Below are 25437 nucleotides of genomic sequence, written 5' to 3' on the forward strand. Positions count from 1 at the left end.
TTCGCCCCTAAAGGAGACAGGCATGAACCAAGAGGTCATGAATCTTTTCAATCCGCAGGTGCCTGCACAGAATTTCGATTCCATCCGGATTTCGATCGCATCGCCGGAGAAGATTCTTTCCTGGTCTTATGGTGAGATCAAGAAGCCGGAGACGATCAACTATCGTACGTTCAAGCCGGAACGCGATGGTCTGTTCTGCGCGCGAATCTTCGGGCCGATCAAGGATTACGAATGCCTGTGCGGCAAGTACAAGCGCATGAAGTACAAGGGCATCATCTGCGAAAAGTGCGGCGTCGAAGTCACGCTGTCGCGCGTTCGCCGTGAGCGTATGGGCCATATCGAGCTCGCCGCTCCCGTTGCCCACATCTGGTTCCTGAAGTCGCTGCCGAGCCGCATTTCCACGCTGCTCGACATGACGCTGAAGGATGTCGAGCGCGTTCTCTACTTCGAAAACTACATCGTCACCGAGCCGGGCCTGACCGCGCTCAAGGAGCATCAGCTCCTGACGGAAGAAGAGTACATGCTCGCCGTTGACGAATATGGCGAAGACCAGTTCACCGCCATGATCGGCGCTGAAGCGATCTACGAGATGCTGGCCAGCATGAACCTCGAGAAGATCGCCGGCGACCTGCGCTCCGAGCTTGCCGACACCACGTCGGATCTCAAGCAGAAGAAGCTGATGAAGCGCCTGAAGATCGTCGAGAACTTCATGGAATCCGGCAACCGTCCGGAATGGATGATCATGAAGGTCGTCCCGGTCATCCCGCCGGACCTGCGTCCGCTGGTGCCGCTCGATGGTGGCCGTTTCGCAACGTCGGATCTGAATGATCTGTACCGCCGCGTCATCAACCGTAACAACCGTCTGAAGCGCCTCATCGAACTGCGCGCTCCGGGCATCATCATCCGCAACGAAAAGCGCATGCTGCAGGAATCTGTTGATGCGCTGTTCGACAACGGCCGCCGCGGCCGCGTCATCACCGGCGCCAACAAGCGTCCGCTGAAGTCGCTGTCCGATATGCTCAAGGGCAAGCAGGGCCGCTTCCGTCAGAACCTGCTCGGCAAGCGCGTCGACTATTCCGGCCGTTCGGTCATCGTGACCGGTCCGGAGCTCAAGCTGCATCAGTGCGGCCTGCCGAAGAAGATGGCGCTCGAACTCTTCAAGCCGTTCATCTACGCCCGCCTCGACGCGAAGGGTTATTCCTCGACCGTCAAGCAGGCCAAGAAGCTGGTTGAAAAGGAAAAGCCGGAAGTTTGGGATATCCTCGACGAGGTCATCCGCGAGCATCCGGTTCTGCTGAACCGCGCGCCGACGCTGCACCGCCTGGGCATCCAGGCCTTCGAACCCATGCTGGTCGAAGGCAAGGCCATCCAGTTGCACCCGCTCGTCTGCACGGCTTTCAACGCCGACTTCGACGGTGACCAGATGGCTGTTCACGTGCCGCTGTCGCTCGAAGCCCAGCTCGAAGCCCGCGTGCTGATGATGTCGACCAACAACATCCTGCATCCGGCAAACGGAGCACCGATCATCGTTCCGTCGCAGGACATGGTTCTCGGTCTCTATTACCTCTCGATCCTGAACCAGAACGAGCCGGGCGAAGGCATGGCCTTCTCCGACCTCGGTGAGCTTCATCACGCTCTGGAAAACAAGGTCGTGACGCTGCATTCGAAGATCCGCGGCCGCTTCAAGTCGATCGACGAAGAGGGCAAGCCCTATTCGAAGATCTATGAAACGACCCCTGGCCGCCTGCTGATTGGCGAACTGCTGCCGAAGCATGGCAAGGTGACCTTCGACATCTGCAACCAGGAAATGACCAAGAAGAACATCTCCAAGATGATCGACACGGTCTACCGTCACTGCGGCCAGAAGGACACGGTCATTTTCTGCGACCGCATCATGCAGCTCGGCTTCGCTCATGCCTGCCGCGCCGGCATTTCGTTCGGCAAGGACGACATGGTCATTCCGGATACCAAGGTTAAGATCGTCGGTGACACCGAAGCCCTGGTGAAGGAATACGAGCAGCAGTACAACGACGGTCTGATCACCCAGGGCGAAAAGTACAACAAGGTTGTCGACGCCTGGGGCAAGGCCACGGAAAAGGTCGCCGAAGAAATGATGGCCCGCATTAAGGCCGTCGAATTCGACGAGAAGACCGGTCGTCAGAAGCCGATGAACTCGATCTACATGATGAGCCATTCGGGCGCCCGCGGTTCTCCGAACCAGATGCGTCAGTTGGGCGGCATGCGCGGCCTCATGGCCAAGCCGTCGGGCGAAATCATCGAGACGCCGATCATCTCGAACTTCAAGGAAGGCCTGACCGTTAACGAGTACTTCAACTCGACGCACGGCGCCCGTAAGGGTCTGGCAGACACCGCCTTGAAGACCGCGAACTCCGGTTACCTGACCCGCCGTCTCGTCGACGTCGCGCAGGATTGCATCGTGACGCACATCGATTGCGGCACCGAAAGCGGCCTCACCATGACTGCCATCGTCGATGCCGGTCAGGTTGTCGCCTCGCTCGGCGCCCGCATCCTCGGCCGTACGGCGCTGGACGATATCGACCATCCGATCACGGGTGAGCGCATCGTCGATGCTGGCAAGATGATCCTCGAGCCGGATGTCATCGAGATCGAAAAGGCTGGTATCCAGTCGATCCGCATCCGTTCGGCGCTGACCTGCGAAATCCAGACGGGCGTCTGCTCGGTCTGCTACGGCCGCGACCTTGCTCGCGGTACGCCGGTCAACATCGGTGAAGCTGTCGGCGTCATTGCCGCTCAGTCGATCGGTGAGCCGGGCACGCAGCTCACCATGCGCACCTTCCACTTGGGCGGCACGGCGACCGTGGTCGACCAGTCGTTCCTGGAAGCCTCGTATGAGGGCACGGTTCAGATCAAGAACCGCAACATGCTGCGCAACTCCGAAGGCAGCCTGGTTGCCATGGGCCGTAACATGACGGTGCAGATTTTGGACGAACGTGGCGTCGAACGCTCTTCGCAGCGCGTCGCCTACGGCTCCAAGCTCCATGTCGACGAAGGCGACAAGGTCAAGCGCGGTCAGCGTCTCGCAGAATGGGATCCGTATACCCGTCCGATGATGACGGAAGTCGCCGGTACGGTGCACTTCGAAGACGTTATCGACGGTCTCTCGGTTCTCGAAGCGACCGACGAGTCGACCGGCATCACCAAGCGTCAGGTTATCGACTGGCGTTCGACGCCGCGCGGCTCGGATCTGAAGCCGGCGATCGTCATCAAGGATGCCAGCGGCAATGTCGCCAAGCTGTCGCGCGGCGGTGAAGCCCGCTTCCTGCTCTCGGTTGACGCGATCCTGTCCGTCGAGCCGGGCCAGAAAGTGTCGCAGGGTGACGTTCTTGCCCGTTCGCCACTGGAAAGCGCCAAGACCAAGGACATCACCGGCGGTCTGCCGCGCGTTGCCGAACTGTTCGAAGCCCGTCGTCCGAAGGACCACGCCATCATCGCAGAGATCGATGGTACGATCCGCCTCGGCCGCGACTACAAGAACAAGCGCCGTGTCATCATCGAGCCGGCGGAAGACGGTGTCGAGCCGGTCGAATACCTGATCCCGAAGGGCAAGCCCTTCCACCTTCAGGAAGGCGACTATATCGAAAAGGGTGACTACATCCTCGACGGTAACCCGGCTCCGCACGACATCCTGGCGATCAAGGGCGTGGAGGCTCTGGCTTCCTACCTCGTCAACGAAATCCAGGAAGTCTACCGTCTCCAGGGCGTTGTCATCAACGACAAGCACATCGAAGTGATTGTCCGTCAGATGCTGCAGAAGGTGGAAATCACCGATGCAGGCGACAGCCAGTATATCGTTGGTGACAATGTCGACCGTATCGAGCTGGACGATAACAACGACCGCCTGATCGAAGAGGGCAAGAAGCCCGCTTACGGCGATCCGGTTCTGCTCGGCATCACCAAGGCGTCGCTGCAAACCCCGTCCTTCATCTCCGCCGCGTCCTTCCAGGAAACGACGAAGGTGCTGACGGAAGCTGCGATCGCCGGCAAGACCGACGGCCTGCAGGGTCTGAAGGAAAACGTCATCGTCGGCCGTCTCATCCCGGCCGGTACCGGTGGTACCATGACGCAGATCCGTCGCATCGCGACGGCTCGCGACGAGCTGATCCTGGAAGAGCGTCGCAAGGGCACGGGCGCCGCCGTCGCCACGCCGATGCTGCAGGACATGGCCAACGAAAACGCCCCGGCCGCTGAATAAGCGGCTGGAGTTAAGCTGGAATCAAAAACCGCCCGGAGCGATCCGGGCGGTTTCTTTTTTCATCCATAGTGTGAAGAGCAGGCGAGGGGAGTGCGATCCCGTCTAGCGAAACCGAATGATCGCCACTTCGCCTTCCAGCGCGCCCTGATAGGCCGAGGCATGCGGTTCTTCGTCGGGCACGTCGGTCAGCATGCCGATCTGATCGAGATCGGCCTCGATGAAGCCTTCCTCAGCAAGGGCATTCAGCGCTTCGCGAACAGCGGTGTCGTCATCTGGTGCCTTCAGCATAACATGCAGGTCGACGCCTTCGCCGCCGTCCGTTTCATATCCCTTGCCGATGATGATGAAGACCATGGGGCCGTCGAAATTGTTGTCGTTGTCTGGCTCTGTGATCATAAGTCTTCCTTCGGTGGTATCGATTCGGCCGAGCGATTCTCTGAACTGCCCTTGCCGATCGGTGAAATTGTCTTTCTGTGATTCCTTATAGGGATTTTAACGAAATACCCAAGTCTATCTTGCCGGAGCGACGCCATTTCCTCGTCTGAGGCGCCAAACGGCTGGTTTGGCCCGTCTTTTCGGGGTTTGTGACAAAGATAATTCTTAACCGGCCTTGACGAACCTGCGGGAAACCAGTAGTACCGCCGCCATCAGGACCCATGTGAGGCATGGCTGTTCGGAGCGACGCGCTCTGGAGTTCACCTCAAACAAGGTTCTAAACGCACGTTGAAGACACGAATGCTGCACGCAAGACGCAATTTGCTGCGTCCTCTGCTTTTTTGTGGTCCATCTGCGAAAGCGGATCGGGCCACGTTTTGCGCATTGAGGCGAACGTGTGTCGTGCCGGAGACGGCGAGAGTTAAGCCCGCAAGGGTGTCGAGACAGATTTACAAGGGATGGTTGAATGCCTACCGTAAACCAGCTAATCCGCAAGCCTCGCCAGGCGCAGGTAAAGCGTAATAAGGTTCCCGCTCTTCAGGAGAACCCGCAGAAGCGTGGTGTTTGCACCCGCGTCTACACGACGACGCCGAAGAAGCCGAACTCGGCTCTGCGTAAGGTCGCAAAGATCCGCCTCACCAACGGCTTTGAAGTCATTGGTTACATCCCGGGCGAAGGTCACAACCTTCAGGAGCACTCTGTCGTCATGATCCGTGGCGGCCGCGTCAAGGACCTTCCGGGTGTTCGCTACCACATCATCCGCGGCGTTCTCGATACCCAGGGTGTCAAGAACCGCAAGCAGCGCCGTTCCAAGTACGGTGCAAAGCGTCCGAAGTAATTCGGTTTCAGGTAATCCGGCGCTGCGCGAGGTTCTCCGCGTTGTAAAGCGCCGCTAACAGTTGAGAGACGAGAAGTATGTCCCGACGTCACAGAGCAGAAAAGCGCGAGATCAATCCGGACCCGAAGTTCGGCGATCTGGTTGTCACGAAGTTCATGAATGCCATCATGCTGGACGGCAAGAAGTCCGTAGCTGAAAACATCGTATACGGCGCATTCGACGCCGTGCAGGGCAAGGCAAAGCAGGAGCCGCTCGGCGTGTTCCATCAGGCTTTGGATAACATCGCTCCGCACGTTGAAGTCCGTTCGCGCCGCGTTGGTGGTGCTACATATCAGGTTCCGGTCGACGTTCGTCCCGAGCGCCGTCAGGCTCTTGCTATTCGCTGGCTGATCTCTGCTGCCCGCAAGCGCAACGAAACCACCATGGTCGACCGTCTCTGCGGCGAACTTCTTGATGCCTCCAACAACCGCGGCTCTGCCGTCAAGAAGCGCGAAGACACGCACAAGATGGCTGATGCCAACCGTGCGTTCTCGCATTATCGCTGGTAATCCCGAACGGTTTCCGAAAGGCAGTCCACTATGGCTCGCGAATATAAAATCGAAGACTACCGCAATTTCGGTATCATGGCGCACATCGACGCCGGCAAGACCACGACGACCGAGCGTATCCTTTACTACACCGGCAAGTCGCACAAGATCGGCGAAGTCCACGACGGCGCAGCCACCATGGACTGGATGGAGCAGGAGCAGGAGCGTGGCATCACGATCACCTCTGCTGCTACCACGACCTTCTGGAAGGGCCGTGACGGCAAGATGCGCCGCTTCAACATCATCGACACCCCCGGCCACGTCGACTTCACCATCGAAGTCGAGCGTTCGCTGCGCGTTCTCGACGGCGCTATCGCTCTGCTCGATGCCAACGCTGGTGTTGAGCCGCAGACGGAAACCGTCTGGCGTCAGGCTGAGAAGTATCATGTTCCGCGCATGATCTTCTGCAACAAGATGGACAAGACCGGCGCCGACTTCTATCGCTCGGTCGAGATGATCAAGAGCCGCCTCGGTGCGACCGCCGTCGTCATGCAGCTCCCGATCGGCGCTGAAAGCGATTTCAAGGGCGTTATCGACCTGATCGAGATGAACGCTCTCATCTGGCGCGACGAGTCGCTCGGCGCCCAGTGGGACGTCGTCGAAATCCCGGAAGACATGAAGGCCAAGGCTGAAGAATATCGCGAAAAGCTGATCGAGACGGTTGTCGAGATCGACGAAGCTGCGACCGAAGCCTATCTGGAAGGCAACCTGCCGGACAACGATCAGATCCGTGCGCTCGTCCGTCGCGGCACGATCGACGTCAAGTTTCACCCGATGTTCTGCGGCACCGCTTTCAAGAACAAGGGCGTTCAGCCGCTGCTCGACGCTGTTGTCGATTACCTGCCGTCTCCGATCGACATCCCGGCGATCAAGGGCATTGACGTCAAGACGGAAGCTGAAATCCACCGTCACGCTGACGATGCTGAGCCGCTCTCCATGCTGGCGTTCAAGATCATGAACGACCCCTTCGTCGGTTCGCTGACCTTCGCCCGTATCTACTCCGGCAAGCTCGAAAAGGGCGCGTCGGTCATGAACACGGTCAAGGACAAGCGCGAGCGCGTCGGCCGCATGCTGCAGATGCACTCCAACTCGCGTGAAGACATCGAAGAAGCCTTCGCTGGCGACATCGTTGCTCTGGCCGGTCTCAAGGAAACCACCACTGGCGATACGCTCTGCGATCCACTGAAGCCGGTTATCCTCGAGCGCATGGAATTCCCCGAGCCGGTCATCCAGATCGCGATCGAGCCCAAGACCAAGGGCGACCAGGAAAAGATGGGCCTCGCGCTCAACCGCCTGGCTGCCGAAGATCCGTCCTTCCGCGTCAAGACGGACCAGGAATCGGGTCAGACGATCATTGCCGGCATGGGTGAACTTCACCTCGACATCATCGTCGACCGCATGCGTCGTGAATTCAAGGTCGAAGCAACCGTCGGCGCGCCGCAGGTTGCTTACCGCGAAACCATCACGCGTCAGACCGAGAAGGACTACACCCACAAGAAGCAGTCGGGTGGTACCGGTCAGTTCGCTCGCGTCAAGATCGTGTTCGAACCGAACCCGGAAGGCGACGATTTCAAGTTCGAGTCCAAGATCGTCGGCGGTGCTGTTCCGAAGGAATACGTTCCGGGCGTTCAGAAGGGCATCGAAAGCGTTCTGTCTTCGGGCCCACTGGCTGGCTTCCCGATGCTCGGCGTCAAGGCGACACTGATCGACGGTGCCTTCCACGACGTCGACTCGTCGGTTCTGGCCTTCGAAATCGCTTCGCGCGCTTGCTTCCGTGAAGCAGCCCGTGAAGCTGGTGCCCAGCTCCTCGAGCCGATGATGAAGGTCGAAGTCGTGACGCCGGAAGATTACGTCGGCGACGTCATCGGCGACCTGAACTCGCGTCGTGGCCAGATCCAGGGCCAGGAAAGCCGCGGTATCGCTGTTGTCATCAACGCGAACGTCCCGCTGGCAAACATGTTTAAGTACGTCGACAACCTGCGCTCCATGTCTCAGGGCCGCGCGCAGTACACGATGACCTTCGATCATTATTCGCCGGTCCCGTCGAACGTCGCACAGGAAATCCAGGCAAAGTATTCCGGTCAGAAGTGACCGGAATACCAATTGACCGATAACAAGAATTGATCCCTTCGGGGACAAGAAAAACGGAGAGCCGAAAATGGCAAAGAGTAAGTTTGAGCGCAATAAGCCGCACGTTAACATCGGCACGATCGGCCACGTTGACCACGGCAAGACGTCTCTGACGGCAGCGATCACGAAGTTCTTCGGTGAGTTCAAGGCGTATGACCAGATCGACGCGGCACCGGAAGAAAAGGCACGCGGCATCACGATTTCGACGGCGCACGTTGAATATGAGACGCCTGCTCGTCACTACGCGCACGTCGACTGCCCCGGCCACGCTGACTATGTGAAGAACATGATCACGGGTGCTGCGCAGATGGACGGCGCGATCCTGGTTTGCTCGGCTGCTGACGGCCCGATGCCGCAGACGCGCGAACACATCCTGCTCGCCCGCCAGGTTGGCGTTCCGGCGATCGTTGTGTTCCTGAACAAGGTCGACCAGGTTGACGACGCCGAGCTTCTGGAGCTCGTCGAGCTTGAAGTTCGCGAACTTCTGTCATCCTACGACTTCCCGGGCGACGACATTCCGGTTGTCAAGGGTTCGGCCCTTGCTGCTCTGGAAGACAGCGACAAGAAGATCGGCGAAGACGCGATCCGCGAGCTGATGGCAGCGGTTGACGCCTACATCCCGACGCCTGAGCGTCCGATCGACCAGCCGTTCCTGATGCCGATCGAAGACGTGTTCTCGATCTCCGGCCGTGGTACGGTTGTGACGGGCCGCGTCGAGCGTGGCATTGTCAAGGTTGGTGAAGAAGTCGAAATCGTCGGCATTCGTCCGACGTCGAAGACGACGGTTACCGGCGTTGAAATGTTCCGTAAGCTGCTCGATCAGGGCCAGGCTGGCGACAACATCGGCGCGCTGATCCGCGGTGTGAACCGTGACGGCGTCGAGCGTGGCCAGATCCTTTGCAAGCCGGGCACTGTAAAGCCGCACAAGAAGTTCAAGGCCGAAGCCTACATCCTGACGAAGGAAGAAGGCGGCCGTCATACGCCGTTCTTCACGAACTACCGTCCGCAGTTCTACTTCCGCACGACGGACGTGACGGGTATCGTGACGCTTCCGGAAGGCACGGAAATGGTTATGCCTGGCGACAACATCACGGTTGACGTCGAGCTGATCGTTCCGATCGCGATGGAAGAAAAGCTGCGCTTCGCGATCCGCGAAGGCGGCCGTACCGTCGGCGCCGGCATCGTCGCTAGCATCGTCGAGTAATTCGAAGCCGGCCACTCCATCCGAGTGGCCGATTCGATGACAATAATATGATGCAAGCGGCAGTAGCCGCTTGCTTATGACATCGAAATGTTGCAAATGGCGCGCGAGCGCGATTTGCGCGCTGCTTCGGATAACGAAGCAGCCAATGAGATTAACAATAAGGTGGGCCGAAAGGTCTGAAGAAGTGGATGGGGATGCCGCAGCCGGCGTCCCCCTCGATCTTTGAAACCGGTGGTCCGCCTTAGGAAAAAGAACAATCCGTGCCCTTTTTTAGCGGCACGCGAGATAACAAAACACAAGGATAACGTCGAATGAACGGCCAAAATATCCGCATTCGCCTGAAGGCGTTCGATCACCGAATTCTCGATGCTTCCACGCGCGAGATCGTGTCGACGGCGAAGCGCACCGGTGCTAGCGTCCGGGGCCCCGTTCCGCTTCCGACTCGTATCGAGAAGTTCACGGTAAACCGGTCCCCGCACATCGACAAGAAGAGCCGCGAGCAGTTCGAGATGCGCACGCATAAGCGCCTTCTCGACATCGTTGACCCGACCCCGCAGACGGTAGACGCGCTGATGAAGCTCGATCTCGCCGCCGGTGTCGATGTTGAGATCAAGCTCTGAGACCTCTGGTCCTCGAGCTGAGTGAGAAGGATTGAACCGATGCGTTCAGGTGTGATTGCACAGAAGGTGGGAATGACCCGCGTCTATAACGACGCCGGCGAGCACGTCCCGGTAACCGTATTGCGTTTGGATGGCTGCCAGGTCGTGGCCCAGCGCACAGTAGAAAAGAATGGCTACACCGCAGTTCAGCTCGGTGCCGGCCAGGCAAAAGTTAAGAACACGACGAAGGCCCTGCGCGGTCATTTCGCCGTTGCCAGCGTTGAGCCGAAGGCCAAGCTCGTTGAATTTCGTGTTACGGATGAAAACCTGCTCGAAGTCGGCACCGAGCTCAAGGCCGCTCACTTCACGGCGGGCCAGCTCGTCGACGTGACCGGCACGACGATCGGTAAGGGCTTTGCAGGCGCTATCAAGCGTCACGGCTTCGGCGGTCTGCGCGCCACGCACGGTGTGTCGGTTTCGCACCGCTCGCACGGTTCGACCGGCTCGCGCCAGGATCCGGGCAAGGTGTTCAAGAACAAGAAGATGGCTGGTCACATGGGCCAGACTCGCGTCACGACGCAGAACCTCGAAGTGGTATCGACCGATGAAGATCGCGGTCTGATCCTCGTCAAGGGTGCAGTTCCCGGCTCCAAGGGTGCCTGGATCATCGTGCGCGACGCCGTCAAGTCGGCCGCGAAGTAAGGGAGCCAAACCAATGGAATTGAACGTCAAGACCCTCGAGGGAAAAGACGCTGGGAAGGTTTCCCTTTCTGATGCGATTTTCGGCCTCGAGCCGCGTGAGGACATCCTCGCTCGCGTCGTCCGCTGGCAGCTTGCAAAGAAGCAGCAGGGCACGCATCAGGCAAAGGGCCGCGCAGATGTAGCGCGCACCGGTGCCAAGATGTACAAGCAGAAGGGTACGGGCCGCGCTCGTCACCATTCGGCTCGCGCTCCGCAGTTCCGCGGCGGTGGTAAGGCTCACGGCCCGGTCGCTCGCAGCCACGAGCACGATCTGCCGAAGAAGGTTCGCGCCCTCGGCCTGCGTCACGCTCTGTCGGCCAAGCTGAAGTCCGAAGACGTCATCGTCATCGACAGCCTGGTTGCAGCCGATGCCAAGACCAAGGCTCTGGCCAGCACTTTCGAGACGCTCGGCCTGACCAATGCGCTCTTCATCGGTGGAGCTGAGCTCGATAGCAACTTCAAGCTCGCGGCTCAGAACATCCCGAACATCGATGTTCTGCCGATCCAGGGCATCAACGTTTATGACATCCTGCGCCGCGGCAAGCTTGTGCTGTCCAAGGCTGCAGTTGAAGCTCTAGAGGAGCGATTCAAGTGACGGATCTTCGCCATTACGATGTGATCGTTTCTCCTGCGATCACCGAAAAGTCCACGCTGGTTTCGGATAACAACCAGGTTGTTTTCAACGTTGCCAAGACCGCGACGAAGCCTGAAATCAAGGCTGCCGTCGAAGCGCTGTTCGGCGTCAAGGTTACGGCCGTCAACACTCTGCTCCGCAAGGGCAAGACCAAGCGATTTAAAGGTCTCGTCGGCAAGCAGAAGGACGTGAAGAAGGCTGTTGTGACGCTCGCCGAAGGCCAGTCGATCGACGTCTCCACCGGTCTCTGAGGAATAAGAAAATGGCATTGAAAACATTCAATCCGACGACCCCGAGCCAGCGACAGCTCGTCATTGTCGACCGCTCCTCGCTCTACAAGGGCAAGCCGGTCAAGACGCTGACGGAAGGCCTGACCTCCAAGGGTGGCCGCAACAACACCGGCCGCATCACCGTGCGTTTCCAGGGTGGCGGTCACAAGCGCAGCTATCGTCTGGTCGACTTCAAGCGTCGCAAGTTCGACGTTGAGGCATCGGTCGAGCGCATCGAATACGACCCGAACCGTACCGCTTACATCGCTCTGGTGAAGTACACGGACGGCGAACTGGCCTACATCCTCGCTCCGCAGCGTCTTGCTGCCGGCGACAAGGTCGTCGCTTCGGAAAAGGCAGTGGACGTGAAGCCGGGCAACACCATGCCGCTTCAGTTCATCCCGGTCGGCTCCATCATCCACAACGTGGAGATGAAGCCGGGCAAGGGCGGTCAGATCGCTCGTTCGGCTGGCTCCTACGCTCAGCTCGTTGGTCGTGACCAGGGCATGGCGATCCTTCGCCTGAACTCCGGCGAACAGCGCCTCGTGCATGGCAATTGCCTTGCAACGATCGGTGCGGTTTCGAATCCGGATCATGCCAACATCAACGACGGTAAGGCCGGTCGTTCGCGTTGGCGTGGCAAGAAGCCGCATAACCGCGGCGTTGTCATGAACCCGGTTGACCATCCGCACGGCGGTGGTGAAGGCCGTACCTCTGGTGGTCGCCATCCGGTGACCCCATGGGGCAAGCCGACCAAGGGCAAGCGTACGCGGTCGAACAAGTCGACCGACAAGATGATCATGCGCTCGCGCCATCAGCGCAAGAAGTAAGAGAGGAAGTCTCAAGTGGCTCGTTCAGTATGGAAAGGTCCGTTTGTTGACGGCTATCTTCTCAAGAAGGCTGAGAAGGTGCGCGAAGGCGGACGTAGCGAAGTAATCAAGATGTGGAGCCGTCGCTCCACCATCATGCCGCAGTTCGTTGGTCTCACCTTTGGTGTCTACAACGGCAGCAAGCACATTCCGGTCAGCGTCAATGAAGACATGGTCGGACACAAGTTCGGCGAGTTCGCCCCGACCCGTACCTATTATGGTCACGGTGCGGACAAGAAGGCGAAGAGGAAGTAACAATGGGCAAGGCAAAAACCGAACGCCGGCTGAAGGACAATGAAGCGCAGGCAGTTGCGCGCACGCTCCGCGTCAGCCCGCAGAAGCTCAACCTGGTCGCGGCTTCGATCCGCGGCAAGAAGGTTGATCGCGCGCTCGCAGAGCTGGAATTCTCGCGCAAGCGCATCGCTGGTGCCGTGAAGAAGACGCTCGAATCCGCGATCGCCAACGCAGAAAACAACCACGATCTCGACGTTGACTCGCTGGTCGTCGCCGAAGCTTACGTCGGCAAGTCGATCGTCATGAAGCGTTTCCACGCTCGTGGCCGTGGCCGTGCGTCTCGCATCGAGCGTCCGTTCGCGCACCTGACGATCGTCGTTCGTGAAGTGGAAGCTCAAGGGGAGGCCGCATAATGGGTCAGAAAATCAATCCGATCGGTTTTCGTCTTGGCATCAACCGTACCTGGGATAGCCGCTGGTTTGCGGACAATGCCGAGTATGGTCAGCTTCTTCACGAAGACCTGAAGATGCGTAAGTTCGTCATGAACGAACTGAAGCAGGCCGGTATCTCCAAGGTGGTCATCGAGCGTCCGCACAAGAAGTGCCGCGTCACGATCCACTCGGCTCGTCCGGGCCTGATCATCGGCAAGAAAGGCGCTGACATCGACAAGCTCCGCAAGAAGCTGTCGGACATGACGAATTCCGAAACGCACCTCAACATCGTTGAAGTTCGCAAGCCGGAAATCGACGCGACGCTGGTTGCCCAGTCGATCGCTCAGCAGCTCGAGCGTCGTGTTGCTTTCCGTCGCGCCATGAAGCGCGCCGTTCAGTCCGCGATGCGTCTTGGCGCTGAAGGCATCAAGATCACCTGCGCCGGCCGTCTCGGCGGTGCGGAAATCGCTCGTACGGAATGGTACCGTGAAGGTCGCGTGCCGCTGCATACGCTGCGCGCCGACATCGACTACGGTACGGCTGAAGCAGAAACCGCTTTCGGCATCTGCGGCATCAAGGTCTGGATCTTCAAGGGCGAAATCCTTGAGCACGATCCGATGGCCTCCGAACGCCGCGCGCTCGAGGGCGACGCCCAGGGTCCGGCTAGCCGCGATCGCGATAGAGACCGCCGCCGCGAAAACGCTTGATAGCGTTCGTGGCAGATAAGTTCGGAGAATAAGAAAATGTTGCAGCCAAAGCGTACTAAGTACCGCAAGCAATTTAAGGGCCGCATCAAGGGCGTTGCCAAGGGTGGTTCTGACCTCGCATTCGGCGAATTCGGTCTGAAGTCGCAGGAGCCTAACCGCGTCAACGCTCGTGAGATCGAAGCGGCTCGCCGCGCGATCACGCGCTACATGAAGCGCGCCGGCCGTGTATGGATCCGCGTGTTCCCGGATGTTCCGGTAACCGCAAAGCCAACCGAAGTCCGTATGGGTAAAGGTAAAGGCTCTGTCGAATACTGGGCATGCAAGGTCAAGCCCGGCCGTATGATGTTCGAGATCGATGGTGTGAGCGAAGAAATCGCTCGTGAGGCTCTGCGCCTCGGCGCCGCCAAGCTCTCGGTCAAGACGCGCTTCGTGCAGCGCATTGCAGAGTAAGGAAGAAGCTCATGAAAGCCGCAGATGTTCGCGCCCTGAGCGCCGACCAACTCAAGGATGAGCTTGCCAAGCTGAAGAAGGAGCAGTTCAATCTGCGCTTTCAGAAGGCGACCGGCCAGCTTGAAAAGTCCTCGCGCATCAACGAAGTTCGCAAGGACATCGCTCGCGTGAAAACCATTGCCCGCCAGAAGGCGGCAGAAGCAAAGGCCTAAAGGAAGAATAACATGCCGAAGCGCATTCTGCAGGGCGTCGTGGTCAGCGACAAGAACGAGAAGACGGTAGTTGTCCGCGTTGAGCGTCGTTTCGCTCACCCGCTGCTCCAGAAGACCGTTCGTCGTTCCAAGAAGTACAAGGCTCACGACGAAAACAATCAGTACAAGGTCGGCGACGTCGTTTCCATCGAGGAATGCGCGCCGATCTCCAAGGACAAGACCTGGACGGTCGTTTCCGCCCAGGCCAAGTAATAGAATTTCGCTCAGGCCCTTGCGCTTGGGCGAAATATCTGTATGAAGCACGAGCTTGGAAGCAGGACGCTCGAGAACGGGCGTTCTTTTGCTTTATTGATGACCGGTGAAGGTGACCCAGGTGGTCCCGAATGCCGGAGAAATCAGACAAGACACTAGTCCATAAGCCGGGGTAGGGGGCCGTTTGGCCCAACCATTCCGGTAACAACAAGAAGGCGACCTGACATGATTCAGATGCAAACAAACCTCGACGTGGCGGATAATTCCGGCGCACGTCGTGTCATGTGCATCAAGGTGCTGGGCGGCTCGAAGCGCAAGTATGCCTCGATCGGCGACGTTATCGTCGTTTCGATCAAGGAAGCCATTCCGCGCGGCCGTGTGAAGAAGGGTGACGTGATGAAGGCGGTTGTTGTTCGTACCGCCAAGGACATCCGTCGTCCGGATGGCAGCGTCATCCGCTTCGATACCAACGCAGCAGTCCTCATCGACAACAAGAAAGAGCCGATCGGCACCCGTATCTTCGGACCGGTTCCGCGCGAACTTCGCGCCAAGAACCACATGAAGATCATCTCGCTGGCTCCAGAAGTACTGTAAGGAGCGGAGCGATGCAAAAGATCCGTAAAGGCGACAAGGTCGTCGTATTGACCGGCAAGGACAAGGGCCGTACCGGCGAAGTTATTCAAGTGCTGCCGAAGGAAGACCGCGCGGTCGTCCGTGGCGTCAACGTCGTCAAGCGCCATCAGCGCCAGACGCAGACCCAGGAAGCCGGCATCATCAGCAAGGAAGCCCCGCTTCACCTGTCCAACATTGCGATCGTCGACAAGGACGGCAAGCCGACCCGCGTCGGTTTCAAGGTTGTAGACGGCAAGAAGGTCCGTGTGGCCAAGACCTCGGGAGAAGTGATCGATGGCTGAGGCAAAGTACGAGCCGCGGCTCAAGAAGGAATACGTTGCTCGCATCCGTGCAGCCATGCAGGAGAAGTTCTCCTACGCTAACGAGATGCAGATCCCGAAGCTGGACAAGATCGTGATCAACATGGGCGTTGGCGAAGCGACGGCTGATTCGAAGAAGCCGACCGTTGCTGCTGCCGACCTGGCGGCCATCGCTGGCCAAAAGCCGGTCATCACCCGTGCACGCAACTCCATCGCTGGCTTCAAGGTCCGCGAAAACATGCCGATCGGCGCCAAAGTGACGCTGCGCGGCGCCCGCATGTATGAGTTCCTGGATCGTCTGGTCAACATCGCGCTCCCGCGCGTTCGCGACTTCCGCGGCCTGAACCCGAAAAGCTTTGACGGTCGTGGCAACTTCGCCATGGGCATCAAGGAGCACATTGTGTTCCCTGAGATCAACTACGACAAGGTTGATCAGATGTGGGGCATGGACATCATCGTTTGCACGACGGCGACGACCGACGACGAAGCTCGGGCTCTTCTGAAAGAGTTCAACTTCCCGTTCCGTCAATAACCGTAACGACGAGCGTAGAAAAGGAACCCTGATATGGCGAAGACAAGCGCAGTCGAAAAGAACAAGCGCCGCCGCAATACGGTTGCCAACCAGTCCGCGAAGCGGGCTGCCCTGAAGGCAATCATCATGAACCAGTCTCTTCCGATCGAAGACCGGTTCAAGGCCACTCTGAAGCTGGCATCGCTCCCACGCGATGGATCGAAGACCCGTATTCGCAACCGTTGCGAAGTGTCGGGCCGCCCGCGTGCCTATTACCGCAAACTGCGCATGTCGCGTATCGCGCTGCGTGAACTCGGCAATCTCGGCAAGGTGCCGGGCATCGTCAAGTCGAGCTGGTAAGGAGCAGATTAGATGACTATGACTGATCCTTTGGGCGATATGCTCACCCGTATCCGCAACGGTGCTTCGCGCCGCAAGTCGTCGGTTTCGACGCCTTCGTCCAAGCTCCGTGCGCGTGTTCTCGATGTTCTGCAGGCTGAAGGCTACATCCGTGGCTACTCCGTCGTCGATTTCGGCAACGGCAAGTCTGAGATCAACATCGAACTCAAGTACTACGAAGGCGCATCGGTGATCCGTGAGATCGGCCGTGTGTCCAAGCCGGGCCGCCGAGTTTATGTCTCGGTCAAGTCCATTCCGCAGGTCGCGAACGGTCTCGGCATCATCATCCTTTCGACTCCGAAGGGTGTGATGGCCGATCACCAGGCTCGTGAACAGAATGTTGGTGGCGAGGTTCTCTGCTCGGTCTTCTAAGATCGAACAGAGATCTCCTTCGAAACAGACAGGTTTGAAAAATGTCTCGTATCGGTAAAAAGCCCGTTCAGGTGCCTGCAGGAATCACGGCCTCGATTGATGGCCAGAAGGTGACTGCTAAGGGCCCCAAGGGCGAGCTGGTTTTCGTCGCTAACGACGAAATCGGTCTCAAGCTGGAAGATAATGCAATCGTCGTAACGCCGCTCAGCGACTCCAAGGACGCTCGTGCAAAGTGGGGCATGTCCCGCACGATGATCGAGAACATCCTGAAGGGTGTCAAGGACGGCTACGAGCGCAAGCTCGAAATCAACGGCGTCGGCTACCGTGCCGCCATGCAGGGCAAGAACCTGCAGCTCGCGCTCGGCTTCAGCCACGACGTGATCTATGAGCCGCCGCAGGGCATCACGATCGCTGTGCCGAAGCCGACGGAAATCGTCGTCACCGGCATCAACAAGCAGCAGGTCGGCCAGGTTGCCGCTGAAATCCGCGAATACCGCGGTCCTGAGCCCTACAAGGGCAAGGGCGTTAAGTATGCCGGCGAGCGGATCGTCCGCAAAGAAGGCAAGAAGAAGTAAGGATCACGCGAAATGGCTAGCAGGAAAGAAGCACTTGCACGTCGTGCCAACCGCGTGCGTCGTCAACTCAAGTCGGTGGCCAATGGCCGTCCGCGCCTGTCGGTTCATCGCTCGTCGAAGAACATCTACGCCCAGGTCATCGATGATGTGGCCGGCAAGACGCTCGCGTCTGCCTCCACCCTCGACAAGGATCTGCGCGGTTCTCTGAAGACCGGTGCCGACACCGCAGCCGCTGCCCTCGTTGGCAAGCTCGTTGCTGAGCGCGCCTCCAAGGCCGGCGTCAAGGAAGTCGTGTTCGACCGCGGCGCCTTCATCTACCACGGCCGCATCAAGGCTCTGGCCGATGCAGCCCGCGAAGGCGGCCTGACCTTCTGATCAAGTTTCCGGCCGGTGGCTTTAGAGCGCCGGCCGGATATCACCGGACCGCTGATCTCCTTTGGGAGGTCGATGCGGTCTTCGTTTTGTTTGCCGATTGCACCCGGAAAAGAAAAAGGAAGAGGACAATGGCACAGGAAAAGAGGGCTCCGCGGGAAGACCGCCAGAGCCGTGAAGAGCGCGATAGCGAATTCGTCGACAAGCTGGTCGCGATCAATCGCGTCGCCAAGGTTGTTAAGGGTGGCCGCCGTTTCGGTTTCGCCGCTCTCGTCGTCGTCGGTGACCAGAAGGGCCGCGTAGGCTTCGGTCACGGCAAGGCACGCGAAGTGCCGGAAGCGATCCGTAAGGCCACTGAAAGCGCCAAGCGCGACATGATCTTCGTACCGCTGCGTGACGGCCGTACCCTGCATCACGACGTCCATGGCCGCCATGGCGCCGGTAAGGTTCTGCTGCGCTCGGCCAAGGTCGGTACCGGTATCATCGCCGGCGGCCCGATGCGCGCCGTTTTCGAAACGCTCGGCGTTCATGACGTCGTTGCCAAGTCGACCGGTTCGTCGAACCCGTACAACATGGTTCGCGCCACGTTCGACGCCCTGAAGCACCAGGTTCACCCGAAGGACATCGCAGCTCAGCGCGGCATCAAGTATGCCACCCTGCAGGCTCGCCGTACCTCCTCGGGCAACGCCTCCGAAGAATAAGGGAGTTTGACCTATGGCCAAGACGACCAAGAAGGCTGAAGCCAAGGCGACCGTTACGGTCGAGCAGATTGGCAGCCCGATCCGCCGTCCGGATGTTCAGCAGAAGACGCTGATCGGTCTCGGACTGAACAAGATGCACCGTCGCCGCACGCTGGAAGATACTCCGGCCGTTCGTGGCATGATCCGTGCTGTCCAGCATCTCGTTCGCGTTGTCGACGAGAAGTGAGCCGGAGGTATTCGCTATGAAACTGAATGAGATCAAGGATAACGAAGGCTCGACCCATAGCCGCAAGCGCCTCGGCCGCGGCATCGGCTCCGGCTCCGGCAAGACCGGCGGCCGTGGTGTGAAGGGTCAGAAGTCCCGTTCGGGCGTTGCCATCAACGGCTTCGAAGGCGGTCAGATGCCCATCTACCGTCGTCTGCCGAAGCGCGGCTTCACCAACATCTTCGCTGCCGATTATGTTGTCGTGTCGCTCGCTCGCATCCAGGCTGCCGTCGATGCCGGCAAGCTCGATGCCAAGGCAACCGTCGATGCTGCAGCTCTGAAGGCTGCAGGCGTGATTCGCCGCGTCAAGGACGGCGTTCGCGTTCTCTCGGACGGCGAACTGAAGGCGAAGCTTTCGCTGGAAGTTGCTGGTGCCTCCAAGTCGGCGGTCGAAAAGATCGAAAAGGCTGGCGGTTCCGTCAAGCTGCTCGCTTCTGTCGCAGAATAATCTTATCAATAAATCGCCCGGGGTGCTTCACACCGGGCGATTTTGCTCCCATATGTGAGCCTCACGAACCTGGACGATGCAGCAGTGTCTTTTCAGGAAATAACGGGAACCAAGGGTGAGGCATCCGATTGCAGTGCAATCCGTCCAAAGCCCGGCTTTTGAACAATTAAAGACTGATTCCGGACCCGGCCGATTATGCCGGAATTGGTAATGCGGAGATTTGCATGGCTTCTGCAGCGGAACAATTGGCATCCAATCTCAATTTTTCGACCTTTGCCAAAGCCGAGGATCTCAAGAAGCGACTGTGGTTCACGCTCGGCGCTCTCCTCGTCTACCGTCTGGGTACCCACATCCCGATTCCGGGCCTCAATCCGGGTGCCTATGCCCAAGCCTTTCACAATCAGTCCGGCGGCATCCTCGGCCTTTTCAACATGTTTTCCGGCGGCGCCGTGCAGCGCATGGCGATCTTCGCCCTCGGAATCATGCCCTATATTTCCGCTTCGATCATCGTGCAGCTCATGACCTCGGTCGTGCCGGCGCTCGAAAACCTGAAGAAGGAAGGCGAGCAGGGCCGCAAGATCATCAACCAGTACACCCGCTACGGCACGGTGCTGCTCGGCGCCTTGCAGGCCTACGGCATTGCGATCGGCCTAGAGCACGGGAATGGCGTGGTCCTCGACCCAGGCTGGTTCTTCCGCCTTTCGACGGTCGTTACGCTGCTCGGCGGCACGATGTTCCTGATGTGGCTTGGTGAACAGGTTACGTCGCGCGGCATCGGCAACGGTATTTCGCTGATCATCTTCGCAGGTATTGCAGCCGGTCTCCCGACCGCAGTTGGCGGTACGCTGGAACTTGGCCGCACGGGCGCTTTGTCGACCGGCCTCATTCTGGCCGTACTGGTCGTGGCTGTCCTGGTCATCGGGCTTATCGTCTTCGTGGAGCGCGCTCAGCGCCGCCTGTTGATCCAGTATCCGAAGCGCCAGGTTGGCACGCGGATGTTCCAGGGCGACACCTCGCACCTGCCGCTGAAGCTCAACACCTCTGGTGTTATTCCGGCCATCTTCGCATCGTCGCTGCTGCTGCTGCCGGCGACAGTCGCCGGCCTTGGCAACAACACCGCCCTGCCGACATGGGTCACCTCGATCATCGCGGCCCTTGGTCATGGCCAGCCGATCTACATGGTGCTCTACGCCGCCTTGATCGCCTTCTTCGCCTTCTTCTACACCGCGCTGGTCTTCAATCCGAAGGATACGGCCGACAATCTGAAGAAGCATGGCGGCTTCATTCCGGGCATCCGTCCGGGTGAGCGCACTGCCGAATATATCGATTATGTGCTGACCCGAATCACGGTGATTGGCGCGATCTATCTCGTCTTCGTCTGCATTCTCCCCGAAATTCTTGTGTCCCAGACCGGTATTCCGTTGTCCCTGGGTGGCACTTCGCTTCTGATCGTGGTTAGCGTAACGCTGGATACGGTGGCGCAGATTCAGGGTCACCTGATTGCACAGCAATATGAAGGCCTGATCAAGAAATCGAAGTTGCGTGGAGGAAAGAGGGGGCGATGAGATTGATACTTTTGGGGCCGCCGGGAGCAGGTAAGGGGACCCAGGCCCAGCGTATCGTGGAAAAGTACGGTATTCCCCAGCTTTCCACGGGCGATATGCTGAGAGCTGCGGTGGCGGCCGGGACTGAAGTAGGCAAGCGCGCAAAGGCAGTCATGGACTCCGGCAAGCTTGTTTCAGACGAAATCGTCAACGCCATCGTATCGGAGCGAATCGATCAACCGGATTGCGCCAGGGGTTTCATTCTTGACGGCTATCCGCGCACGCTCGTTCAGGCCGATGCGACCGAGGAGATGTTGAAGGCGAAGGGTATCAACCTTTCCGTCGTCATCGAGATCAAGGTCGATGATGCCGTGCTCGCCGATCGTATTTCGGGCCGTTATACCTGCGCCAACTGCGGCGCCGGCTATCACGACGAAAACCTGAAGCCGAAGGTGGAGGGGGTGTGTGACCGTTGCGGTTCCACGCATTTCAAGCGCCGCGCCGACGATAACAGAGAGACGGTCGTCGAGCGCCTGCAGGTCTACTACAAGGAAACGTCACCGCTCATCGGCTACTACTACGCCAAGGGCAAGCTGCAGTCGGTAGACGGCATGGCCGATATCGAGCATGTGACGGCCAATATCGAGGCCATCCTGTCCAAGCTCTAGGTGGTCTAAAATAAACTTGCCGGAGCGGTTGCTTTTTTGCGCTGATTCCGCTAAACACCGCGCCAACTCGCGACATGCCATGCGATCGGCGCGGATTTCCGTAGGGAAGTCCGGGTACGGTCGTTTTGACGTGTTGCGGACCCAAGTTTGAACAAGCAGCTCCAGGGCTGCATAACAAAGACCTTCGCTCAGGCGGGGGGAATGCAAGGAGAACAGGCGTGGCTCGTATCGCTGGCGTCAACATCCCGACTGCAAAGCGCGTAGTAATTGCGCTTCGTTACATTCACGGGATCGGACCGAAGTTTGCACAGGAAATCTGCGAGAAGGTCGGTATTCCGGCCGAGCGTCGCGTCAATCAGTTGACGGATGCTGAAGTTCTGCAGATCCGCGAAACCATCGACCGTGACTATCAGGTCGAAGGTGACCTTCGTCGCGAAACCGCGATGAACATCAAGCGTCTGATGGACCTCGGCAGCTACCGCGGCCTGCGTCATCGTCGCGGCCTACCGGTTCGCGGTCAGCGCACCCATACCAATGCTCGCACCCGCAAGGGTCCGGCAAAGGCTATTGCTGGTAAGAAGAAGTAATTTCCGGGAAGCCGGATGTGGGAGGCTGGCGGTCTGCGCCGGCCTCTTTTGAGTTTGGAGCGAGGCCGCATAGGCGTCGCTCCGGTGTAGCCGCTGGCATTACGGCGGTGAAGAGATCCAAGAAAGGACTACCATGGCCAAGGAAGCCGTCCGCGTTCGCCGTCGCGAGCGCAAGAATATCACTTCGGGCGTTGCGCACGTCAATTCGACCTTCAACAACACGATGATCACCATCACCGACGCACAGGGCAACGCTATTGCCTGGTCGTCCGCTGGTGCCAAGGGCTTCAAGGGTTCGCGCAAGTCGACCCCGTTCGCTGCTCAGATCGCTGCTGAAGACTGCGCCAAGAAGGCCCAGGAACATGGCATGAAGTCGCTGGAAGTTGAAGTTTGCGGTCCGGGCTCCGGCCGTGAATCTGCTCTGCGCGCGCTCCAGGCTGCCGGTTTCATGATCACGTCCATCCGCGACGTGACCCCGATCCCGCACAATGGTTGCCGCCCGCGCAAGAAGCGCCGCGTCTGATCATCGCCACTCACGACACCAGCCGGCGCGTTTGTGTCCGGCTCGGTGCTTCTCAAGCTCGGTTGCCACGATTGGATGGTGGCAACGAACGGAAGGCAAGAACATGATTCAGAAAAACTGGCAGGAACTGATCAAGCCGAACAAGGTCGAGTTCTCCTCGAGCGGCCGCACCAAGGCAACGCTCGTGGCCGAACCGCTGGAGCGTGGCTTCGGTCTCACCCTCGGCAACGCGCTGCGTCGCGTTCTGCTGTCCTCTCTGCGCGGCGCCGCTGTGACGGCCGTGCAGATCGACGGCGTGCTGCATGAGTTCTCCTCTATCCCGGGTGTGCGGGAAGACGTGACGGACATCGTGCTGAACATCAAGGAAATCGCCATCAAGATGGACGGCGATGACAGCAAGCGCATGGTCGTGCGTAAGCAGGGCCCAGGCGTAGTAACGGCTGGCGACATCCAGACGGTCGGCGATATCGAAATCCTCAACCCCGAGCATGTCATCTGCACGCTCGACGAGGGCGCCGAAATCCGCATGGAATTCACCGTCAACAACGGCAAGGGCTATGTCCCGGCCGAGCGCAATCGTGCGGAAGATGCTCCGATCGGCCTTATCCCGGTCGACAGCCTCTATTCGCCGGTCAAGAAGGTGTCCTACAAGGTTGAAAACACCCGCGAAGGACAGGTTCTCGACTACGACAAGCTGAGCATGTCGATCGAAACCGATGGCTCGATCACCGGCGAAGATGCCGTCGCTTTCGCGGCTCGCATCCTCCAGGATCAGCTTGGCGTCTTCGTCAACTTCGACGAGCCGCAGAAGGAAGCCGAAGAAGAAGCAGTTACCGAACTTGCTTTCAACCCGGCGCTCCTCAAGAAGGTGGACGAACTGGAACTGTCTGTTCGCTCGGCAAACTGCCTGAAGAACGACAACATCGTCTATATCGGCGACCTCATTCAGAAGACCGAAGCAGAAATGCTCCGCACGCCGAATTTTGGTCGCAAGTCGCTGAACGAAATCAAGGAAGTTCTCGCTTCCATGGGCCTGCACCTCGGCATGGAAGTGCCGGCATGGCCGCCCGAGAACATCGAAGATCTCGCCAAGCGTTACGAAGACCAATACTAACCAATCAAACTGCGGGCGAATGTCTGCAAGTGAAGGAGAATAGCCATGCGCCACGGTAAAGCCGGCCGCAAGCTGAATAGAACCGCTAGCCACCGCAAGGCGATGTTCGCCAACATGGCGGCTTCGCTCATCACCCATGAGCAGATCGTCACCACGCTCCCGAAGGCGAAGGAAATTCGTCCGATCGTCGAGAAGCTGGTCACCCTCGGCAAGCGCGGCGACCTGCACGCTCGTCGTCAGGCCATCTCGCAGATCCGCGACGCAGCCGTCGTTTCGAAGCTGTTCGACACGATCGCTTCGCGCTACGCCACCCGCAACGGCGGCTACCTGCGCATCATGAAGGCCGGCTTCCGCCAGGGCGACAATGCCGCTCTCGCTGTTGTTGAGTTCGTCGATCGCGACACCCTCGCCAAGGGCGCAGCCGACAAGGCTCGCGTTGCTGCCGAAGAAGAAGCCGCAGCCGCTTAATCGGCTCGCTTCGAATACAAGATTAAGAGGCCGGATGATCGATCATCCGGCCTCTTTGCGTTTACGATCCGCCGGGGCGGACTTTCATCCGACTGATCGCTATGGAATAGCGACGCTGCATTGCTGAGTCGCACACTGGCCTACGCGCATTTACCTGTGAGGAGCGCCGCTGGACATGCAGCGAAAAATGACACGCAGAAGAGTGTTCCTATTCTCGGCGCTGCTGCTGACCATAGTCGGCGGTCTGGCGCTGCGCCGATATGGCTATGCGATGCATCTGCCCTTTGTGGCCGTCAAATATGGCGGCTCACTATTGTGGGGAGCGATGGTCTATTGGCTCCTCGCGACGATCTTCGTTTCGACAAGGCGTTTCAGGGTCGCTTCGGCGGCGGCGATTGTCGCTGTGTTCGTCGAACTTTTCAGGCTTTGGCATACGCCGGCGCTGGATGCATTTCGATTGACCACCGCCGGGGCTCTGTTGCTGGGCCGGGTGTTTTCCCCTTGGAATATCTTGGCCTACGCCACCGGTATCGCGATGGCGCTGGTCCTTGATCGTGCGCTGTCGGGGCCCAAACCTTCTGTCTGAATGCCGGCACGCCTCATTCGGCGGCGGCAGTCAGCCGGCGCGAGGGTTCGCTGCGGTGAAGATGAACCGCAAGCGTGTCCCAGGGCGGCGTGATGGAGAGTTGTGTCAGGAGGCGGCCAATCTCGCCCCTGTGATAGCCTCCATGCGTGACGACGTGGAGGAGCATTTCCTGGCGCGTCATGCAGCCTCTGTCTCCGTCCGTGAAGACAAATGGCAAAGCTTCGGATAGAAGCTCGGGGCTGATGGTTTCGAGGTATTTCAGGTACCATTGATCCGAGGCGGTCAGCGCCGCATGAAGATCCAGAAGGGAAGGCGTCTCGGGTGTGTTGTCGTCTGCGTAGCCATGCTCCTGCCCGGTCAGATGCGCCGCAAATATCCGGGCGACGACCAGCGAATGATTCATCAGGCGTATCGAGAGATGGCGCTCCTTGCCATGCTGTGTCGGATCGAGGTGGCCGATGCTGTCGAGCAGTTCCTTATTCGCCCAGGCCTGATAGTTGAAAAGAGTCTGCAGCAATGACAATTCGCTCATGATGATATTGCCCT

General features: G+C 58.9%; 35 protein-coding genes. 33 read left to right on the forward strand and 2 right to left on the reverse strand.

Annotation, left to right across the window (positions count from 1 at the left end):
* Positions 1-22: 22 nt before the first annotated feature.
* Positions 23-4234 (forward strand): DNA-directed RNA polymerase subunit beta', encoded by a 4212-nt coding sequence (gene rpoC, locus GGD50_RS04175; protein ID WP_107107805.1) that lies wholly within the window; start codon positions 23-25, stop codon positions 4232-4234.
* 102 nt (positions 4235-4336) lie between these two features.
* On the opposite strand, the gene GGD50_RS04180 is transcribed toward rpoC, so the two are convergent.
* On the reverse strand, positions 4337-4630 hold the full coding sequence (locus tag GGD50_RS04180; protein WP_107107806.1) for a transcriptional regulator: 294 nt from the start codon (positions 4628-4630) through the stop codon (positions 4337-4339).
* Positions 4631-5135: 505 nt separating this feature from the next.
* Between GGD50_RS04180 and rpsL the strand changes: the two genes are divergently transcribed.
* The 32 genes from rpsL to GGD50_RS04340 all read left to right on the forward strand — a co-directional run bounded on the left by rpsL (position 5136) and on the right by GGD50_RS04340 (position 24891).
* Positions 5136-5507 carry a 30S ribosomal protein S12 gene (rpsL, locus tag GGD50_RS04185; protein WP_003507760.1) on the forward strand — a complete coding sequence of 124 codons (372 nt, stop codon included), beginning with the start codon at positions 5136-5138 and terminating at the stop codon, positions 5505-5507.
* A 77-nt stretch (positions 5508-5584) separates the two neighbouring features.
* Positions 5585-6055, forward strand: coding sequence for a 30S ribosomal protein S7 (gene rpsG / locus GGD50_RS04190; protein ID WP_107107807.1), 471 nt, complete (start codon positions 5585-5587; stop codon positions 6053-6055).
* Between the two features lie 30 nt (positions 6056-6085).
* Entirely contained in the window at positions 6086-8185 is a 2100-nt protein-coding gene (gene fusA, locus GGD50_RS04195) for an elongation factor G (protein ID WP_107107808.1), read from the forward strand.
* A 67-nt stretch (positions 8186-8252) separates the two neighbouring features.
* Positions 8253-9428 (forward strand): elongation factor Tu, encoded by a 1176-nt coding sequence (gene tuf / locus GGD50_RS04200; protein ID WP_107107798.1) that lies wholly within the window; start codon positions 8253-8255, stop codon positions 9426-9428.
* Positions 9429-9739: 311 nt separating this feature from the next.
* On the forward strand, positions 9740-10048 hold the full coding sequence (rpsJ, locus tag GGD50_RS04205) for a 30S ribosomal protein S10 (RefSeq protein WP_003547547.1): 309 nt from the start codon (positions 9740-9742) through the stop codon (positions 10046-10048).
* 39 nt (positions 10049-10087) lie between these two features.
* Entirely contained in the window at positions 10088-10729 is a 642-nt protein-coding gene (rplC, locus tag GGD50_RS04210) for a 50S ribosomal protein L3 (protein ID WP_107107809.1), read from the forward strand.
* Positions 10730-10742: 13 nt separating this feature from the next.
* The gene (gene rplD, locus GGD50_RS04215) at positions 10743-11363 is read left to right on the forward strand and encodes a 50S ribosomal protein L4 (RefSeq protein ID WP_107107810.1); all 621 of its coding nucleotides are present in this window, start codon (positions 10743-10745) and stop codon (positions 11361-11363) included.
* Complete coding sequence (locus GGD50_RS04220; protein WP_028753972.1) at positions 11360-11653, forward strand: 50S ribosomal protein L23; 294 nt, start codon at positions 11360-11362, stop codon at positions 11651-11653. The genes rplD and GGD50_RS04220 overlap by 4 nt, the downstream gene beginning before the upstream one ends.
* Before the next feature lie 11 nt (positions 11654-11664).
* Positions 11665-12501 carry a 50S ribosomal protein L2 gene (gene rplB / locus GGD50_RS04225; RefSeq protein WP_104822785.1) on the forward strand — a complete coding sequence of 279 codons (837 nt, stop codon included), beginning with the start codon at positions 11665-11667 and terminating at the stop codon, positions 12499-12501.
* 15 nt (positions 12502-12516) lie between these two features.
* Positions 12517-12795, forward strand: a complete 279-nt coding sequence (gene rpsS / locus GGD50_RS04230; RefSeq protein WP_004118389.1) for a 30S ribosomal protein S19 — start codon at positions 12517-12519, stop codon at positions 12793-12795.
* 2 nt (positions 12796-12797) lie between these two features.
* Positions 12798-13187 (forward strand): 50S ribosomal protein L22, encoded by a 390-nt coding sequence (gene rplV / locus GGD50_RS04235; RefSeq protein WP_004118391.1) that lies wholly within the window; start codon positions 12798-12800, stop codon positions 13185-13187.
* Entirely contained in the window at positions 13187-13912 is a 726-nt protein-coding gene (rpsC, locus tag GGD50_RS04240; protein WP_104822786.1) for a 30S ribosomal protein S3, read from the forward strand. Before rplV ends, rpsC begins: the two co-directional genes overlap by 1 nt.
* Before the next feature lie 36 nt (positions 13913-13948).
* Positions 13949-14362 (forward strand): 50S ribosomal protein L16, encoded by a 414-nt coding sequence (gene rplP, locus GGD50_RS04245; protein ID WP_004118395.1) that lies wholly within the window; start codon positions 13949-13951, stop codon positions 14360-14362.
* An 11-nt stretch (positions 14363-14373) separates the two neighbouring features.
* Positions 14374-14574 (forward strand): 50S ribosomal protein L29, encoded by a 201-nt coding sequence (gene rpmC / locus GGD50_RS04250; protein WP_007690763.1) that lies wholly within the window; start codon positions 14374-14376, stop codon positions 14572-14574.
* A 12-nt stretch (positions 14575-14586) separates the two neighbouring features.
* Positions 14587-14826 carry a 30S ribosomal protein S17 gene (gene rpsQ / locus GGD50_RS04255; RefSeq protein ID WP_028753969.1) on the forward strand — a complete coding sequence of 80 codons (240 nt, stop codon included), beginning with the start codon at positions 14587-14589 and terminating at the stop codon, positions 14824-14826.
* Positions 14827-15051: 225 nt separating this feature from the next.
* Positions 15052-15420: a 50S ribosomal protein L14 gene (gene rplN, locus GGD50_RS04260; protein ID WP_003573790.1), complete on the forward strand. Its 369-nt coding sequence runs from the start codon at positions 15052-15054 to the stop codon at positions 15418-15420.
* A gap of 11 nt (positions 15421-15431) precedes the next feature.
* Positions 15432-15740 (forward strand): 50S ribosomal protein L24, encoded by a 309-nt coding sequence (gene rplX / locus GGD50_RS04265; protein ID WP_107107811.1) that lies wholly within the window; start codon positions 15432-15434, stop codon positions 15738-15740.
* Positions 15733-16290: a 50S ribosomal protein L5 gene (gene rplE / locus GGD50_RS04270; protein WP_004118404.1), complete on the forward strand. Its 558-nt coding sequence runs from the start codon at positions 15733-15735 to the stop codon at positions 16288-16290. Before rplX ends, rplE begins: the two co-directional genes overlap by 8 nt.
* Positions 16291-16323: 33 nt before the next feature.
* Positions 16324-16629 carry a 30S ribosomal protein S14 gene (gene rpsN / locus GGD50_RS04275; protein WP_028753966.1) on the forward strand — a complete coding sequence of 102 codons (306 nt, stop codon included), beginning with the start codon at positions 16324-16326 and terminating at the stop codon, positions 16627-16629.
* A gap of 12 nt (positions 16630-16641) precedes the next feature.
* Positions 16642-17040: a 30S ribosomal protein S8 gene (gene rpsH / locus GGD50_RS04280; protein ID WP_028753965.1), complete on the forward strand. Its 399-nt coding sequence runs from the start codon at positions 16642-16644 to the stop codon at positions 17038-17040.
* A 41-nt stretch (positions 17041-17081) separates the two neighbouring features.
* Entirely contained in the window at positions 17082-17615 is a 534-nt protein-coding gene (gene rplF / locus GGD50_RS04285; RefSeq protein ID WP_028753964.1) for a 50S ribosomal protein L6, read from the forward strand.
* Positions 17616-17627: 12 nt separating this feature from the next.
* Positions 17628-17990, forward strand: a complete 363-nt coding sequence (rplR, locus tag GGD50_RS04290; protein ID WP_028753963.1) for a 50S ribosomal protein L18 — start codon at positions 17628-17630, stop codon at positions 17988-17990.
* 128 nt (positions 17991-18118) lie between these two features.
* Positions 18119-18688 carry a 30S ribosomal protein S5 gene (gene rpsE / locus GGD50_RS04295; RefSeq protein ID WP_028753962.1) on the forward strand — a complete coding sequence of 190 codons (570 nt, stop codon included), beginning with the start codon at positions 18119-18121 and terminating at the stop codon, positions 18686-18688.
* A gap of 13 nt (positions 18689-18701) precedes the next feature.
* Positions 18702-18914, forward strand: a complete 213-nt coding sequence (rpmD, locus tag GGD50_RS04300; RefSeq protein ID WP_007690786.1) for a 50S ribosomal protein L30 — start codon at positions 18702-18704, stop codon at positions 18912-18914.
* A 16-nt stretch (positions 18915-18930) separates the two neighbouring features.
* Positions 18931-19401 carry a 50S ribosomal protein L15 gene (gene rplO, locus GGD50_RS04305; protein WP_107107812.1) on the forward strand — a complete coding sequence of 157 codons (471 nt, stop codon included), beginning with the start codon at positions 18931-18933 and terminating at the stop codon, positions 19399-19401.
* Positions 19402-19625: 224 nt separating this feature from the next.
* Positions 19626-20966 carry a preprotein translocase subunit SecY gene (gene secY / locus GGD50_RS04310; RefSeq protein WP_107107813.1) on the forward strand — a complete coding sequence of 447 codons (1341 nt, stop codon included), beginning with the start codon at positions 19626-19628 and terminating at the stop codon, positions 20964-20966.
* Complete coding sequence (locus GGD50_RS04315; protein ID WP_107107814.1) at positions 20963-21613, forward strand: adenylate kinase; 651 nt, start codon at positions 20963-20965, stop codon at positions 21611-21613. The genes secY and GGD50_RS04315 overlap by 4 nt, the downstream gene beginning before the upstream one ends.
* Positions 21614-21831: 218 nt before the next feature.
* Positions 21832-22200 carry a 30S ribosomal protein S13 gene (gene rpsM, locus GGD50_RS04320; RefSeq protein WP_004118424.1) on the forward strand — a complete coding sequence of 123 codons (369 nt, stop codon included), beginning with the start codon at positions 21832-21834 and terminating at the stop codon, positions 22198-22200.
* A gap of 133 nt (positions 22201-22333) precedes the next feature.
* Positions 22334-22723 (forward strand): 30S ribosomal protein S11, encoded by a 390-nt coding sequence (gene rpsK, locus GGD50_RS04325; RefSeq protein ID WP_004118426.1) that lies wholly within the window; start codon positions 22334-22336, stop codon positions 22721-22723.
* A 103-nt stretch (positions 22724-22826) separates the two neighbouring features.
* Positions 22827-23837 (forward strand): DNA-directed RNA polymerase subunit alpha, encoded by a 1011-nt coding sequence (locus GGD50_RS04330; protein WP_028753958.1) that lies wholly within the window; start codon positions 22827-22829, stop codon positions 23835-23837.
* 45 nt (positions 23838-23882) lie between these two features.
* Positions 23883-24305 carry a 50S ribosomal protein L17 gene (gene rplQ / locus GGD50_RS04335; protein WP_107107815.1) on the forward strand — a complete coding sequence of 141 codons (423 nt, stop codon included), beginning with the start codon at positions 23883-23885 and terminating at the stop codon, positions 24303-24305.
* A gap of 175 nt (positions 24306-24480) precedes the next feature.
* The gene (locus GGD50_RS04340; RefSeq protein WP_181316038.1) at positions 24481-24891 is read left to right on the forward strand and encodes a ribosomal maturation YjgA family protein; all 411 of its coding nucleotides are present in this window, start codon (positions 24481-24483) and stop codon (positions 24889-24891) included.
* Positions 24892-24904: 13 nt separating this feature from the next.
* On the opposite strand, the gene GGD50_RS04345 is transcribed toward GGD50_RS04340, so the two are convergent.
* Positions 24905-25423 (reverse strand): DinB family protein, encoded by a 519-nt coding sequence (locus GGD50_RS04345; protein ID WP_107107817.1) that lies wholly within the window; start codon positions 25421-25423, stop codon positions 24905-24907.
* Positions 25424-25437: the final 14 nt, after the last annotated feature.

It is taken from the genome of Martinezella paranaensis (genome assembly GCF_014200235.1).
Classification (GTDB): domain Bacteria; phylum Pseudomonadota; class Alphaproteobacteria; order Rhizobiales; family Rhizobiaceae; genus Rhizobium; species Rhizobium paranaense.